This is a genomic window from Alkaliphilus transvaalensis ATCC 700919 (assembly GCF_000621485.1).
GTDB lineage: Bacteria > Bacillota > Clostridia > Peptostreptococcales > Natronincolaceae > Alkaliphilus > Alkaliphilus transvaalensis.
Genome location: NZ_JHYF01000016.1, coordinates 27181 through 43597 on the forward strand (window position 1 = coordinate 27181; position 16417 = coordinate 43597).

Genomic DNA, 16417 nt, shown 5'->3' on the forward strand with positions numbered 1-16417 from the left:
ATAAAAATAATTATTCTTTACTTAACTTTTTACGATAGACTGCTGTTTGTAATTCTTTGATATACTCTTCTAAATCGGGCATATCAGAAGATATAGCGTGGTTAATGGCCTTATCTATGTCATAGGGAACCCTAACAATAGTAATCGAATAAGGGGCCAATATTTTTGAGTCTAACTTTCCTTCTAAGATGGTATAGGCAGCCTGTGGTATATCTAAGGGATTACCCACACTACCGACATTAAAGAGAGTCTTATCTTCGAAATAATTTATGTATGCTCCATGAATATCACCATATCCAACAATATCAGCTTTTTTGTTAAGGCTTGGAGTTTCTTCAAATAATTTAAGAAGTTCAACCAAAGCAGAATGTTGATAGACTCGATGAAATAGGTCATTGGGGGAAGCATGACATAGCCTTACTAGCTTTCCACTTAAGTAAAACTCCACATAAAGGGGAAGGTTTTTCATGTACTTTAACCGTTCTTCTCCTAATAACTGTTGATGCCAATAGTTTGAGGGATTTAAAGAATCTAAGGGGTCTTCATCTGCTAAATAATAGTCCCAGTTTCCTTTAAGAACCACTTGGCAATGTTGGCGAACCATATCAACTGCTTCAGCAGAGTTAGGACCTTTTCCAGCTAAATCACCTAAACAGATGATTTTATCTATTTTTCGTACTTTAATGTCCTCTAAAACTGCATTAAGTGCAGGTATATTTCCGTGGATATCCGAGATGATAGCAATTTGATTCATTTCCCACCCTCCCTTTTGATGATGATTTTGACTAACTTTTATCGTATCTTCTACATTCTATTCGATAGAGGTGTATGCCCATTTTATTATGGATCTCTGTTACTCCTAGTTCATGTTCTTGTTTGAGTCCATGTAACGGCAATTCTAAATAAATATCTTCTAATAAATTCATATGTTGTATCATACCCCCTATATAACTAAAAAGTCTATATCACTTTCATCCTATATTTTCTTTGTAAGATAATAACCCTTAATCTCTCTCCCTTCTTTTAGTAGGTAGGAGGTAGAAGAAAAACAAAACCCTAATTTTTTCCAAAGATTCAACATTTCCACTTTATCTATTGTAGACCATGCCCGTACCTGGTAAGGTTTTGGTTGCTTTACATTAATTATCTCAAATACCCGTTTGATAAGGGCTGTTGCAATTCCTTTATTACGGAACTGATTCTTTACTTCTATATTGTCGATATAGGCTTCTATAAGATCCTCTAAAGGATTAATAAGTTCTTGATATTTAATGGATATGATTCCAGCAGGAGTATGATTATATTCTGCAATGATAGAAAAACCATTTTCTTTTTTTGTATGAATAACCCTCTCGTTAATTGCTTCACTCCACTGGGAGCCTTTCATCCATTCTCCTTTTAATTGGTCATTAACTTCTATAAACTTAATAGCATCCATTGTTTTCACTTCTCCCCTTTCTCTTTATCAAAGATTTATAGGCTCATTTTATATCCTAAGTTTACGATTAAATTATGTAAAAGATTAGTTCTTGATTTCTTTAGTCTTTTATAAATAGATTTAAAGGAATAAAATTCTTTTCTAAACTTCATATACCCTTCAAACAATTCTTTTGGCGTCATATTTTTAGGCTGATAGGCGACTCTTGTTTTTCCATTATAGTGGGTCCAATCCTCTGTTAGTAGCCTACCTTCTTCCTTTAATTGTTTGTACAATGGTGTCTTAGGCAAGGGAGTTAATATACTGACAGTTGCGCCATCAATCCCCAATTGATTACAGGCTAATAAAGTATTATTAAATACATCCTTTGCATCTGTATCAAATCCAAAAATAATTCCTGCTTGAAGAGAAATTCCATATTGATGGATGAGGTCAATAATTTTTTGATAACCCTTAACGTTATTAATTCCTTTGTTTACACTTTGAAGGCTAGCTTCTGAAAAGGATTCTAGGCCAATAAAGAAATAGATACAGCCAGATTCTTTAGCTAACTGTAATAATTCCTCATCTTGACATTGATCAAGAGTAACTTGAGCTGCCCATTTCTTTTTTAAGGGTTTAAGTTCCCTAAGCAATTCTTTAGCAAACTTTATATCACCAAAAAAGTTGTCATCCCAAAATACAAAATACCTACCTGCTATTTCTCTAATATCTTCAATTACTTCTCCAACAGGGCGTGTTCGGAAGGAATTACAGTAAATTTGTTTTAGATTACAGTAACTACAGCTATAGGGGCAGCCCCTAGATGCAATGACGGCTCCCTTTGTAAAAAATCTTCTCCGAATTAAACTCCTCTTAGGAGTAGGGATCCCCTTTAGACTAGGTGTATCTGTTGTTTGATATATTTTCTTAGGAACTCCATTATAAAAGTCTATTAGAAATTGAGGCCAAGTCTCTTCCGCTTCTCCAATAATGATACTGTTGCAATGGAGCGTACCTTCATGGGGGAGTAAAGTAACGTGGGGGCCTCCCATTACAACATAAGAGCCTTTAGACATAAATGCTTCTGCAATTTTATAGCAGTGGTTAGCATTGGGGGTATTAACTGTTATGGCAACTAAATCAAAATCTTCTTTAAAGGGAATCTTTTGATTATATTCGTCTATAAGGGTTATGTCGTAGTGTTCTTCATTAATAAAAGCAGCTAAATAAGGCATTGTAATCTGAATAAAATTATTAAACTGCCTTTTTCGGAAATAATTAATTTCTTGATTTTCTGGAGTTATTAATAGGATCGTTTTTTTCATTTAACCCTCCAATTTTTTTATGATAGATAGCATTCTCTATCTAAGTTTTCTTAATTGTCCTTATTAATTTTAGACATTTGGTATAGGCTTAATTGTCTATACTAAAATTTCCGTAAATTTGTAATTCCTGAAGCTCAAGCTTAGCGTATTAATTTTTGAGGTCTTTTAAACCTGACTGGATGTTTTACTTCTTACTAAAGGTATTCGCTTAGTTGATGTAAAATCCTTCAAATTAATACATAAAAAACCACAGCTAGTAGAGACATTAAGCTGTGGTATCGTCATTTGTAAATATTTTAAGTTATATTATATTAAGTTTCATTATTCTAGGTTTTTCAATTGGTTAGAAGCTTGCTTTTTAAAGTAAGGATTATCATGTTCAACCTTTAAGATTTCATCGAACTTATTCTTAGCGTCAGAAGCGTTGTCATCTTTTAAATCTAACATGCCTAAGTAATAAAGACTAGAAATTCTTTGTAATGGAGTCAGTTCCTTAGATTTAAAAAGTTCATTTAATAATTCTTTACTTTTATTTACATTACCTAAATAATATTCATAGGTTCCAAAAGTTGATAGCAGTAGATTTCTTAAGGCTCTATGATTAATGTACCCAGAAAGAAGTTTATAGGTTGCCGCATACAATCTTTCGGCCTCTTCGTGTTTTTCAGTAATTAATAAACCGTATAATAAATTACTGTAGTATTGCACAATATAGACCTTTGGCAGTTCCTTCAGATCTTTATTATCAAAGACCTTTAGAAGATTAACAGCTTCTTTATATTTTCCTAGAGCAACCAGTCCAGATGCTTTATTAATTAGAAGGAAATTTTGGTACTTCTTATTTTTAGTTTTATTGATATGGGCTTCTACCTCACTAATATAAGCCGATAAATTTGTTCCTTTGTTTAACATTTTCTCTAAGTTCTTTGTTCGCCTATATAAAGGAACGAAGTAGATCAAGAATAGGATCACAATAATTGCAACGACGATTAAAATTTCCATATGGCCACCTCTTTAGTAATATTGTAAAAAGTATAGTACAAGTATAACATTTTACCTAGCTATTTTGGAATAATTTTCATCAATAATTCTAATTTTATTGCTGTTATTAGGGGTTTTTCCAACGATATAGACACCAAATGGTAGTTTACCTAAAACATAGGTCGTAAAAATTGATAATAATGTACTTAGGCAGAACAGTAAAAATAACATGATAACAGGACTGATATGGTAATAATTTTTATCCATTAGTATCCCCGTTAAAGAAGCTAAATATAACATGTGGAATAAATATATTCCAAAGGAGTATCCACTAAACCATTGAGCTATTTTAGGAATCTTAACCTTAGCAGTTGAGATATAAAAAAGTAAGAAAAGCATACTGGTAGAAAATAAAATCATATCTACCCTTTTAGAACTATTGAAGGTGATCATTCCCTTTAGATATAGATAAAGGACAATACTTCCTGTAAAGATTGGGAGTACTTTAATAACCTTTTTATATTTTCTTAATAGAGTTTTAAATTGTTGGTAGTCTCCCCCTATATAAAATCCTAAAGTAAAATAGAAAATCCACGAAGGAAAAGTACCCCAAGATAAACCATCCCAAAGTTGATTACCAAAGGGTATTGCTGGTGGATGAATAAAGCTAAAGAATCCTAAATAGATGACATTAATAAGGAATGAGACTAAAATCACTTTTATGGGATTCAGTAGCCTTAACTTCTTATGGAACAATATATGAATAAAGTAAAACTGGAATATTACTAAAATAAAATAACCATGTCTGTAAAATCCGAAGGCAAGATTCATGAGTACATTCACCATATATGACCCAAATAAATAGCCTTCAACCCCATTTTCCCAAACCATCACAAACCCATAGAGAAAGGACATGGATACATAGGGCATAAGAATATATTTTACCCTTTTACCCATGAAGTTACTGGGCATTTCATTGGGGTAAGAATATGCCAATAGAAACTCTGACAAAAAGATGAAAATAGGTGTTCCAAAGGTGAATATGAGTCGAATGCATAATAATAGTAATTCACTTTGGGGACTCTGTATCCCTGTATATAGATCATTAACCCTAGTAATGGAATGAACTAAGACCACGCATAAACAGACAATACTTCTTACAAAATAAATTTCTTTAATGTCTTTTTTACCCACATTCGTACCCACTATTAACCACCTCTTCTATAAGAATAGTCCTTATTATAAAAAACTGTATATCGTATTTTTTCCATTTTATCATTACCACTTACTTATACTTCATTAATTGAAATAGTAGAACATAACATGTGTTAAAGCTCATAAACATATATTGCTTAATTTCTAAGCTGAAACGTGGGACTCCATGAATTTATTCTTACATCATGTTATATATCATAACCAATCATATAATAAGTAATTATATAATAGATAGTTTTAGATTACAAATGAGAAGGGCTATAAGAAATGAGTACTATTTTATTTTAATACTCTTGATATTGTTTATATTTCAATATTCTCCCTTGTCTAGTTTGGTTTTTATGTTTACAATAGGGATAAGGGGTGATTTTATGGCTAATAAAAAACAATTAACAGTACATAACAAGTCAGATCGACCAGATAATATCGTATTAAAGGAACATGAAACTATTGAGACATGTTTAGACATTGAATCTCAACTTCCTGTTTTTATGAGGGATTTTTTTATCTACTTAAAAAATGCAGTTGCCCTTTCTACTCGTTTGGCTTATCTTCAGGATATCCAGTTTTTTTGCAGGTATTTAGTGAAGGAAACCAACATTACTTCTGCTGAAGGGTTAAAGGAGATTACTGCAGAAGAGTTTAGTAATATAACAGCTAAAGATATTAATCGATTTATAGGAGATTATTGTACAAGATATATGATCAAGCAAGATCACAATGTAAAGGTTATGGAGAACCATAATCGAGCGTTGGCTAGAAAGAAGTCTTCTCTATCGGTTTTATTTAAGTTTTTGTATCGTGATGAGGTTATAAAGAATAATATTACTGATGGTTTTAACCCCATTAGGTTACCGAAACCACAACCAGATGCTATTAAACGTCTTGAAATCGATGAAGTTGCCCGTCTATTAGATGCTGTTGAATCTGGAGAACTCTTCACAGAAAAAGAAAAGAGTTATTGGGAAAAAACAAAACTAAGGGATCGTGCAATCCTACTGCTCTTTGTTACCTATGGTCTTAGACTTAGCGAATTACAGCAACTAAATATCACCTCTTTTAACTTTAATAGAGGTGAATTTCGAATATATAGAAAACGGAGCAAAGAGGTTTTAATGCCAACTAATAGAACCTGTGAAAAAGTAATTAAGGAATATATTGAATTTGAGCGTCCTAAAGAGGAAACTTTAGATGATGAAAATAAAGACGCCCTTTTTCTTTCGCTACAAAAAAAGCGGATGACGACTAAAGCCATCCGGAACCTAGTTAAAAAGTATACATCTTTTGTCTTGGGAACAAGTCCTGAAAATGGCTATAGTCCTCATAAGTTAAGGGCAACAGCGGCAACATCATTAATTCAGCAGGGATTTTCTATTTACGATGTACAAAATCTGCTAGACCATGACAATGTCACTACCACTCAATTATATGCAGCCCATAAAAAGAACGTTAAAAGGGAAATTGTTAAAAACTTTGAATGGATTGATGAAGATTAAAAAAATCCAGAAATTACGAACGGATGTTTGTATATTTTGGCATCCTATGGTATAATGTAGTAAATTATTCACTTATAGAGAGGAGTTACTTCCATGTTTGAGGATTTAAATACCAAACAGATTGAAATATTACAGTATATGAAAAGTCAAATTAATGAAAAAGGCTATCCACCTTCTGTAAGGGAAATCTGTGAAGCAGTTGGTTTACGTTCAACTTCCACTGTCCATGGGCATCTATCAAAGCTAGAGGATAAAGGGTATATCAGACGAGATGCCACTAAACCTAGAGCGATTGAAATATTACTTAATGATACTGTTGATTATCAACTAAAAAAAGAAATTATTAATATACCTATTGTTGGTAAGGTTACCGCTGGTCAACCTATTCTTGCAGTTGAAAATGTTGAGGATACCTTCCCTATGCCAATGGATTTTATAGATAGTGGCAATTCTACTGTTTTCATGTTGACCATTAAAGGTGATAGCATGATTGAAGCTGGCATAATGGATCAAGACTATGTCGTTGTTAGACAACAGTCAATAGCCCGTAACGGAGATATCGTTGTCGCTTTAATTGGAGAAGAAGCAACAGTAAAACGTTTTTATCGTGAAGCTGATCATATTCGTCTTCAACCAGAAAATAGTTCTATGGAACCTATTATTGTTAAAGAAGCATCTATTCTCGGTAAAGTTATAGGTGTGTTTAGAAAAATGTAAAAGCTAGTACATATAAGTATGTTAGTCTTAAAAATATGTTCATGTATACAAGGCTATCTGATAAAGTAGTACCTAATGGTGCTGCTTTTTATTTTGCTTTCTTTCAGTCCTCTCCCCTCCTTTTGTTTATGATGGTCTACCCCGTCTTATGGAATTAATAATCTATTATGGTATTTTCATTCTTTTTTTCACTTCCCTTCTCTTCTCCCTTTCCCATCTCCTAGAATAAATTTTTAGTATCTATTTACATTTATAAGAATATATAATATACTAACTGTATTATCAGTAGTAATACAGTTAGTTCTCTTAATACAGAAAGGAGGGAATCAATGTTTGAATTAGATTTAAGAAGTCGCTTGCCGATTTACGAACAGTTGATTGAAAAATTAAAGGAGCTTATCATCACTGAAGTATTGAAACCCGATGAGCAGCTACCGTCGGTTAGGGTTTTAGCTCAACAACTAACAATAAACCCAAATACAATACAAAAGGCGTATCGAGAATTAGAGCGCCAGGGGTTCATTTATACTGTAAAGGGAAAGGGGAATTTTGTGGCACCGATCATAGGCAGTATTCATCAAGAAAAATTAAAAAAATTAAAGGATGAACTTATAAAAATTTTATCGGAGGCTATTTACTTAGGTATGAATAAAGAAGAATTAGTTGAATTAATTACTCATGTTGATCACAACATTGGGGGAGGTAAAGAAAAATGATTGAGGCTATAAACTTAACTAAAGAATTTGAGGATATTGAAGCAATTAGAAATTTAAATTTACACGTAAAAAAAGGATCAATCTATGGTTTACTAGGTTCCAATGGAGCTGGGAAAACTACCCTCCTTAAAACCTTAGCTGGAATTTATCAAGAAGATCATGGTAAAGTAATGATTGACGGTGAACGGGTTTTTGAAAATGTTGATCTAAAACAACGGGTAGTTTATATATCTGATGCCCTCTACTTCTTTTCTTCCTATAGCATTGAAGATATGGCTAAATTTTATCGGGATATCTATCCCAATTGGAACGAAAGTAGATATCAAAGTCTTCAAAAGGTATTCAATTTAGACTTTAATATGAAGATACATAAATTGTCTAAGGGAATGCAAAGACAGGTTGCCTTCTGGCTTTCACTGTCTATGATGCCAGAGGTACTTATTTTAGATGAACCCTTAGATGGACTGGACTCTGTTATTAGACAAAAAGTTAAAAACCTACTGATACAAGATGTTGCTGAAAGAGAACTAACAATTATGATCTCTTCCCATAACTTAAGGGAATTAGAAGATTTATGTGATCATATTGGTATACTTCACAAGGGAAATCTAGTAATTGAAAAGGATTTGGATGACTTAAAAAAAGATACTCATAAAATTCAGGTTGTTTTTAAAGAGCAGCCTCCAGCTGATTTTTTAAGTCAAATTAATTATCTTTATCACGAGAAAAGAGGAAGTGTAGAACTTTTCGTAATTAAGGGAGATAAAGATACTTTACTAAATACTTTAAATAAATATCAACCTGTAATTCTAGATATTTTACCCTTAACCTTAGAAGAGATATTTATTTATGAAATGGGGGATATCGGATATGCAATTGAAAACATCATTATTGAATAAAGGAATATTAAAGAATAGTTTTAAAAGATTTTATTGGATGGGTGTACTCTACTTTATTGCCCTATTCCTTCTATTTCCTCTTTCAATTTTATTGAGATTACCCGTAATTATTAGAGGCGATCGTTTTTATGACATTGAGGGACTATTTAATTTTAGAACTGGACCCTTTCAACATTTTCTAATTTATATCGTTCCTGTATTGTTGGCAATTTTACTATTTAATTACTTGCAGAATAAAAGTGCTAATGACATGATTCATAGTTTACCTATTAAAAGAAGTTCTTTATATGCTAATCATGTCTTATTAGGTCTGTTACTTCTAACAATCCCTGTTATTTTAACTGCCCTTATCTGCTGGGCATTAAAGGTTATTTATTTAACCCCCTACGCTATTGAACTTAACATTGGTGTTTGGGCAGGAACAACAATTTTAATGAATTCTTTAATTTTCTTAAGTACTGTATTTGCTGGGGTAGTTACTGGCGTATCTATTGCCCAAGGAGTATTAACTTATATTGTGCTATTATTACCAACTGGACTACTAATGTTGGTAACAAGTAATTTAGAGACCCTATTATTTGGTTTTAGATCAGGCTTTTATAACAGAGATAGTATTATTAGATTGTCACCATTAATCAAAATAGCAGAATTATATAGGCATCCCCTTACCCTTAAAAATGTGATCGGGTATATTATATTTTCTGTGGCGATTTATTTCTTAGGTCAATATCTATACAATAAAAGAAAACTAGAAAGAGGCAGCCAAGTTATTGTATTTAGAACTCTCAACCATCTATTTAAATACGGTGTCACCTTCTCTTTTATGGTGTTATTTGGGGTATACATCTATAATGTCCATGGTGGAAAAGGTTGGATGCTGCTTGGGTATTTAGCCGCTTCTCTGTTTGGTTATATTGTGGCAGAAGCAATTATTCAAAAATCTGTAAGGATTTTTAACAAAAAGACATTTAGGGGTTATCTAACCTATTTTGCTCTTATGACTATTGTATTAGTTACTATTTTATTTGACTTTACTGGTTATACTTCAAGGGTTCCGCAGCTTGACGAAATAGAAGCTGTTTATTTTAACAATGGATTTTACGCTTATCACAGTGGACAATATAATAATACCCTAAATAGGCAGCTTTATATTACACCAGATAATATTGAAATCATTCAAGGGCTTCATCAAAAAATACTAAAGGAATCAAACTCTTGGTCTAATGAGAATGTGGGCTACTACAATCCTGATATTATAGAGATTTCTTTGGTATATCACCTTCAAAACGGGAAGAAAATAGCAAGAGGTTATCGTATAGATCAAAAGAACTATGAAGAGTATATTAAACCGCTAAGGGAGTCATTAGAAGATAAAGTAATGAAATATGACGTATTATCTGCTGATACTAGCAAAGTTGAAAAACTTACCTTTGAAAAAGTTGGCGTAAGTAATAATGATCGTTTAACGATTGTTGATCCCGTTGAAATTCAGGAGGCAATTGAGATAATTAAACAGGAAATTAGAAATGCCGACTATGATGATCTTTATGATATGAGAGAGCCCTGGGCATATTTAGATTTAATGCTTGAAGATGATCAATACTCTAACTCCTATCGACGAAACATAAACTTTCTAAGGGCACCTTGGCATAAAAATTTCGAGAAGTTTGAAGCTTGGCTTCAAGAAAAAGGTTATTTAGAACGAGCTAGGGTGATGCCAGAAGAAATTAGCTATGTTTTAGTAGAAGAAATTGAATCTGGAGAAGATTTCCATAATATTTACACTGTAGAATTTATTGAAACAGATAAATCTTTAAAAGTTATAGATAAAGAAGAAATTGAAGAAATCCTTCTTAGTTATTATACTCCGTGGAGAAACAACAGATCAAACGGGTATACAGTCAGATTTGTTAATGAAAGAAATGAAGTGTCCTTCTTTGGTACTTATGATACAGATAATGCCCCATCTTTTATAAAAAATTATTTTCAATAAAAAACTATTCTAAAAATTAAAGGAACTGCTTCTAGAGATATACATCTTAAAGGAGCAGTTCTTTTATCTTTTGCTACTTAAATATTAAATTTCCAAGGATGATTGGTTATTCCTTATGTTTTATAAGTATATAGAGACTAACTATTATTAAATGTGATAAAATTAAGAAAATTTACAAAATTTCCTTCAAAAAGATGCACTTTTTTACTATAATAGATAAAAGGAGATTTTTTTCTGCTTTTCTCTTCAACTAATCATTGAAACAAAAAAGGAGGCAACTAATATGAAAACAGAAGTTTCTGGACAAACTAAGGTGTTTATTAAAAAACAAGTTAAAGATTTAATGAATGGAGATGTAATACTCCATCCTATCTTTCGATTAGATGGTTTAATGTTAGTAAAACAATATAAGATCCTCTCGTTTGACTTAGCCCATAAAATTAAGAAACAAGTTCCTCATGACCTTTATGCCCTTGTACTTTCATCTGATTATACCTTTGAAAACTATATTGAAAATAAGCTATATAATGACCCTTGGCTAATTAAAGAGCAAGAACAGTTAAGTGAAATATATAGTAAATCTCTTAACTTAGATTTAAATAAAGATTCCTTTGTTGATAACAGAGCAAACATTGAATCTGAAATTGAAGAAAATACAGATAGTAAATATGCTAGAAATGATGATTTTGTATCTTACCTTTTCAAGTTGCCTTTTTTCAATTCATTTGAAAAAAAATTAGAATCTACTCATTTAAAGGAAAGAGCTGTAAAACTTAGAGAAAGTTTAGTTAATATCATTTTAGAAGATATCGATTTGTATAATGAACTTAATAGACTTAAAAATTATCGAGATATTATATTAGTACATAGCATTAATACCACCGCAACAGCTTTAATGATCGGATTAACCTTAGAATTAACAGATGAAAACTTACTAGATTTAGCACTTACAACTCTACTTATAGATATTTCTGTTACCAAAATACCTACAGAGGAATTTGACATGCGTTTAAAGAGGAAATTATCAAATCAAGATTTTTATAAACTACTATTAGCAGAATTAAAGAAATTAGCAGATCGTCTACCGGTTATTAGAAAAGAGACCATTCTATGCGGTATATTAGATCATTATGAATACTATGATGGAAGTGGATACCCCAATGGTAAAAAGGCTTCTGACATAAATCTTTATGGTAGAATTATAAGCATAGCCCATGCCTATGATGAAATAGTTGGTGGCTATTTTTATAATGATGGAGCAAAGCCAACACAGGCATTACAACATATTTGGGAAAAAGGTGGAAGTGTGTTTGACCCAAATGTTTTAAGAATTTTCATTGATCGAACACTATTTCTAAAAACGGGCCAACAAATTACCCTTAATAATTTCCAACAAGGAATGATTATTGGATTTAGAGACTTTGTTAATTATCCCCTATCTCCAATGATTCAACTGAAAGATGGTAGTATTATTAATCTTTAATCAGTTTACAGTACTATATGAAATTCAAGTTTTTATTCATATTAAATTACTGTTCTTTTTGAAAGAAATGAAATGTCTTTTATGGTATTTATGATATGGAAATGCTCGTTCTTTATATCAAATATAGTAAATTAATTTTAATAATAAGAAGAAAATAAACTGCTTCTAGAGATCGATAGTATCTTTATAGAGCAGTTTATTTTTATTACTTATTAGAGATTACTACTTTATTGGGACTGCCATTATACATTAATATAAATGTTGCTTAATTTATTTATCCTCTATTAAAATAAGATTATAATAATCAATAAGATAAATTACTTTTTCTAGAGCATGGTTTGGATCAACCCATATATCAGGTATTAGACCTCTTCCTTCTGTAAAGTAATTGTCATCATAAATACGAAGATTGTTACCATATACAATCTCAATACATCATATCGACCCTCCCCCCTTCAAGTTAATGTAAATTACTGTAAGTATACAAAACTTCATTACAAAATAAAGGAATATGATAGAATAATCAAAAAAAGAGCCTCCTTTAGAAAGCTCTTTTATTCTCCACTTATGCTCTTATTTTTTAATCACAGGTATCCATACCTCATATTGGGTATTTTGTGGGTCTGCATTTAAATAAACTTCTATATCGGGGGCATTGGCATATTCATAACCAGAGGTAGGAAGCCATTCAGTTACTATCCTTTGTTCTAGTTCTTGAATAGACAGGTTTGTTCCACTACCGGTAAAAATAGCCCATGTACCAGCAGGAACATGATATTCCTCTAATGAATCATCAATCTCTTGAGAGGTGGCTACAGCAATAAAATATCTCCACTCTTCTTCGCTACCACAAGCACTTACCCCTAAAAGCCCCATTGGTTGTCCCTCCATCATGCTGGCTAATTTGCCAATGGTGCCATCCACACCAGCTTTTTGCCACATCTGGGGTACAATTTCAAAGTTCTTTTCAATTTCTCGATGTAGGGGTTGGGAAACACCAACAATCCGAAACCCTTCTCTTTTTTCTATTCTATAATTCATTTCTTCCACTCCCTTTACAGTAATTTTGATGCTAATGGGTGGAAAGGACTTAACCGAAATACCTTCTTCTCTTACCAAAGAGGGGGCAATTTGATGAACACTTTGAAATGCACGATTAAAGGCAGTTGGAGAACTGTAGCCATATTTAAGGGCGATATCAATTACCTTCTCTTCGCCATTTTGAAGATCAACTGCTGCTAAAGACATTCGCCTACGGCGAATATATTCAGATAAAGAGACATTTGCCATATAGGTAAACATTCTCTGAAAATGATAGGTAGAACAGCAGGCAATTTTTGCAATTTCATCATAGTTTATCTCTTCGGTTAAGTGTTCTTCAATATAAGTAATTGATTGGTTCAGTCTTTCAATCCATTCCATTAGATCAGCTCCTTCTAAGGATATTTTACTCATTTCATCTGATGGTTTCCTCTCTTTTCTTGCACAAATTAGAGAGGTGGTATAAGGAGTAGAAGCAAGGTCTATTTCAAGTCAATAATATTTTGCAATGCCTTTAAGGCCCCTAGCTTTGAATGCTCATAGGTTAATCCCCCTTGAAAATATACAATATAAGGTGGTCTTATTGGTGCATCTGCACTTAATTCAATTGAAGAACCTTGAACAAAGGCCCCTGCTGCCATTACAACAGGATTTTCATACCCTGGCATGTCCCATGCTTCAGGTGTTACATAAGAATCTACTGGTGCTGCTGCTTGTACACCACGACAAAAGGCCAATACCTTCTCTGGGTCTCCTAACTCAACCGATTGGATAATATCACTTCGACGATCTTGGGCCGTTGGTCTAACAGTATAACCGGCATCATCAAATAACCTGCCACAAAATACTGCTCCCTTCATGGCTTCACATACTACATGGGGAGCTAAAAAAAGACCTTGAAACATGGTTCTTGACTGTCCAAAGGTTAAGCCACATTCTTTGCCGATACCTGGTGAAGTCATTCGGTAAGAAATAGCTTCGATTAAGTCCTTTCTACCTACAATATAACCTCCAGCAAGGGCTAGTCCTCCCCCTGGATTTTTAATGAGGGAGCCAGCCATTAGGTCAGCCCCCACTTCTGTAGGTTCTTTCTTTTCTAAAAATTCTCCATAGCAGTTGTCGATCATACAAATAATATTAGGGTTAATTCCTTTTACAAGGGAAATGATTTCTTCAAGGGTTTCTATGTCTACGGCCCTTCTAAAGCTATAGCCAGTCGAACGTTGAATATAAACTAATTTAGTTTTTTCATTTACACTTCTTTCAATTGCTTTAAAATCTACCTCTCCTTCAGGAGTAAAATCTACTTGTTTATAACTGATTCCCAACTTTGAAAAACTTAGATGATAATCTCCCCTAAGGCCAATTAATTCATCCAAGGTGTCATAGGGCTTTCCAGTAACTGATACCATTTCATCTCCAGGAGATAGAACACCAGAAAGGGCTAAGGTTAGGGCATGGGTTCCATTCACAATGATGGGTCTTACAATAGCATCTTCAGTAGAAAAAACTTTTGCATAAATTTCTTCAAGCTTATCTCTTCCTAAATCGTTATAGCCATAGCCTGTGGTCCACTGAAAATGTTGGTCACTAAGTCGACATTCCTGCATGGCCTTTAGTACTTTATATTGATTATATGCTTTAATCTCTTCATACTCAGTAAAAACCTCTTTAATATCTTCCTCAATTACTTTTGTTCTTTCAATTAGTTTTGGAGAAATTCCAAATAGTGTAGTTAAAATATTATCTTCATAAGGCATTTAACCTTTTCCTCCTTTGTAGTTCTTACCTTGTTCTTTTGTACAAATAGGACATTTACTAGTTTCAAAATACTCTAATTTCAGATCTAAAGGTACTTGGCATAATCCTTTTTGGAAACCTTCCTTTATACCGATCCGTCTTCCTGTAGCATAACCTAGTAACACCATAATTAGACAAAGTATGATTATGTATCCATATAGCATTATACCCCTCCTACAACCAAGAATACAAGTAGTTTATTAAAATCCCTAAGGGCAAAATAATTAAAGTATTTACCCATGATAGCATGAAGGAAGCAATAATAAAAATTAAGATAAGGATTCCTACCTCGACTTTTCCAAAGGAATGAACATAGTTAAAATAACCATAGGTTATATCATAATCTAGATCTAGTAAGTCGTCCAACAACTGAATAATAAAAATAAGAAACATACCATGAAAAAATACATCAATGGGTAGAAGTAAAATATTTAAGAGGGTAATTAAGATTATTTCTTGATAAGATTTTAATTTTAAAGGTAGTCGTTGGTTTGTGATGTGGAACATGCCAGTGATATATGCTCCAGAGAATAATGCAAAACTATAATGGGGATCAAGAATCATGGCTATGGAAAGAAATAATAAACTGTAGGGGAGCTTATATAGTTGTAGCTCCCGTAATACTTGATTGTCTGGCATACCCCTTAGCTCTTGGTCTTGATCTACTTCATCATCAAGGAGTTTAATAACAATCCCTAGAAGAAACACGGAAATATAACGTTTAAATATTTCTAGCCACAAACATCTTCACCTCTTTAAATCCTGTTCGATTTATTGCTGAAACAGGTATGATATAGGTTGTAGGATATCTTTTTTGTAGTAATTGAAGCCCCTCTTGACTATCCTTCAAGTCCATTTTATTTGCTAAAATACAATACTTGCCTTTTGACCTTCCCAAAAGGTTTATTTGATCATCGATTTGGCTGACAGAATTAATTTGATTACCAGATACATTCGACGCATCCATCATATGTAGCAATACCTTTGTATTTTCAATACTTTTAATTGTTAAAGCCATCGATTTTCTAACTTGAGGATCAAAATGTATCCCATCAGTTAATCCGCCTGTATCTAGCAACTTTAGCTGTTGAGTACCTTTATAGATGGGGATTGTAAGTTGAATTTCACATAGTTCTTTGGTTTTGAAGGGGCTGCTACTAACAAAATATTTTTTTGCTAGTTCTACTCCATAGGATTGTCTTTGAACCTCTCCATCGAGACCTTTGAAGAGTAGTTGATATTTTGAAACCCCTAAATAGGATGCAAAACTTAAAAAAAAAGAGGTTTTTCCTACATTGGGTTTGCCTATAAGTATACAAGATTCCATATGT

The 16417-nt window shown here is 32.7% G+C and carries 17 protein-coding genes; 6 read left to right on the plus strand and 11 right to left on the minus strand.

Translation table 11 applies throughout. The features are described from left to right. Positions 1–10: 10 nt before the first annotated feature. The 6 genes from T335_RS0112345 to T335_RS0112370 all read right to left on the minus strand — a co-directional run bounded on the left by T335_RS0112345 (position 11) and on the right by T335_RS0112370 (position 4932). Positions 11–754, minus strand: a complete 744-nt coding sequence (locus T335_RS0112345) for a metallophosphoesterase family protein (protein ID WP_026477832.1) — start codon at positions 752–754, stop codon at positions 11–13. A gap of 31 nt (positions 755–785) precedes the next feature. Then, the gene (locus T335_RS22305) at positions 786–926 is read right to left on the minus strand and encodes a hypothetical protein (protein ID WP_156943685.1); all 141 of its coding nucleotides are present in this window, start codon (positions 924–926) and stop codon (positions 786–788) included. Between the two features lie 50 nt (positions 927–976). Then, positions 977–1438 carry a GNAT family N-acetyltransferase gene (locus T335_RS0112355; protein ID WP_026477833.1) on the minus strand — a complete coding sequence of 154 codons (462 nt, stop codon included), beginning with the start codon at positions 1436–1438 and terminating at the stop codon, positions 977–979. Positions 1439–1473: 35 nt separating this feature from the next. Further along, entirely contained in the window at positions 1474–2745 is a 1272-nt protein-coding gene (locus T335_RS0112360) for a B12-binding domain-containing radical SAM protein (RefSeq protein WP_026477834.1), read from the minus strand. Between the two features lie 321 nt (positions 2746–3066). After that, positions 3067–3747: a hypothetical protein gene (locus T335_RS0112365; protein ID WP_026477835.1), complete on the minus strand. Its 681-nt coding sequence runs from the start codon at positions 3745–3747 to the stop codon at positions 3067–3069. Positions 3748–3798: 51 nt separating this feature from the next. Continuing rightward, positions 3799–4932, minus strand: a complete 1134-nt coding sequence (locus T335_RS0112370; protein ID WP_026477836.1) for an acyltransferase family protein — start codon at positions 4930–4932, stop codon at positions 3799–3801. 380 nt (positions 4933–5312) lie between these two features. Here T335_RS0112370 and T335_RS0112375 point away from each other — a divergent pair, with 380 nt between their 5' ends. From T335_RS0112375 to T335_RS0112400, 6 genes are all read left to right on the plus strand, one after another. Next, positions 5313–6437: a tyrosine-type recombinase/integrase gene (locus T335_RS0112375; protein ID WP_026477837.1), complete on the plus strand. Its 1125-nt coding sequence runs from the start codon at positions 5313–5315 to the stop codon at positions 6435–6437. Between the two features lie 93 nt (positions 6438–6530). Further along, positions 6531–7154: a transcriptional repressor LexA gene (lexA, locus tag T335_RS0112380; protein ID WP_026477838.1), complete on the plus strand. Its 624-nt coding sequence runs from the start codon at positions 6531–6533 to the stop codon at positions 7152–7154. 329 nt (positions 7155–7483) lie between these two features. After that, positions 7484–7870, plus strand: a complete 387-nt coding sequence (locus tag T335_RS0112385) for a GntR family transcriptional regulator (RefSeq protein WP_026477839.1) — start codon at positions 7484–7486, stop codon at positions 7868–7870. Continuing rightward, positions 7867–8769 carry an ABC transporter ATP-binding protein gene (locus tag T335_RS0112390; RefSeq protein WP_026477840.1) on the plus strand — a complete coding sequence of 301 codons (903 nt, stop codon included), beginning with the start codon at positions 7867–7869 and terminating at the stop codon, positions 8767–8769. Before T335_RS0112385 ends, T335_RS0112390 begins: the two co-directional genes overlap by 4 nt. Further along, complete coding sequence (locus tag T335_RS0112395) at positions 8741–10762, plus strand: DUF6449 domain-containing protein (RefSeq protein ID WP_026477841.1); 2022 nt, start codon at positions 8741–8743, stop codon at positions 10760–10762. Before T335_RS0112390 ends, T335_RS0112395 begins: the two co-directional genes overlap by 29 nt. Before the next feature lie 283 nt (positions 10763–11045). Continuing rightward, entirely contained in the window at positions 11046–12245 is a 1200-nt protein-coding gene (locus tag T335_RS0112400; RefSeq protein ID WP_026477842.1) for an HD-GYP domain-containing protein, read from the plus strand. A gap of 573 nt (positions 12246–12818) precedes the next feature. Here the strand turns inward: T335_RS0112400 and T335_RS0112405 are convergent. The 5 genes from T335_RS0112405 to T335_RS0112425 all read right to left on the minus strand — a co-directional run bounded on the left by T335_RS0112405 (position 12819) and on the right by T335_RS0112425 (position 16413). Continuing rightward, a complete protein-coding gene (locus tag T335_RS0112405) occupies positions 12819–13667 on the minus strand; it encodes an AraC family transcriptional regulator (protein WP_026477843.1) in 849 nt (282 codons plus the stop codon). Between the two features lie 101 nt (positions 13668–13768). Next, the gene (locus T335_RS0112410; RefSeq protein WP_026477844.1) at positions 13769–15046 is read right to left on the minus strand and encodes a methionine gamma-lyase family protein; all 1278 of its coding nucleotides are present in this window, start codon (positions 15044–15046) and stop codon (positions 13769–13771) included. After that, complete coding sequence (locus T335_RS0112415) at positions 15047–15250, minus strand: hypothetical protein (protein ID WP_026477845.1); 204 nt, start codon at positions 15248–15250, stop codon at positions 15047–15049. A 10-nt stretch (positions 15251–15260) separates the two neighbouring features. Beyond that, the gene (locus T335_RS0112420) at positions 15261–15827 is read right to left on the minus strand and encodes a hypothetical protein (protein ID WP_026477846.1); all 567 of its coding nucleotides are present in this window, start codon (positions 15825–15827) and stop codon (positions 15261–15263) included. Next, positions 15808–16413, minus strand: coding sequence for a GTPase domain-containing protein (locus T335_RS0112425; protein ID WP_026477847.1), 606 nt, complete (start codon positions 16411–16413; stop codon positions 15808–15810). Before T335_RS0112425 ends, T335_RS0112420 begins: the two co-directional genes overlap by 20 nt. Between the last annotated feature and the right edge of the window lie 4 nt (positions 16414–16417).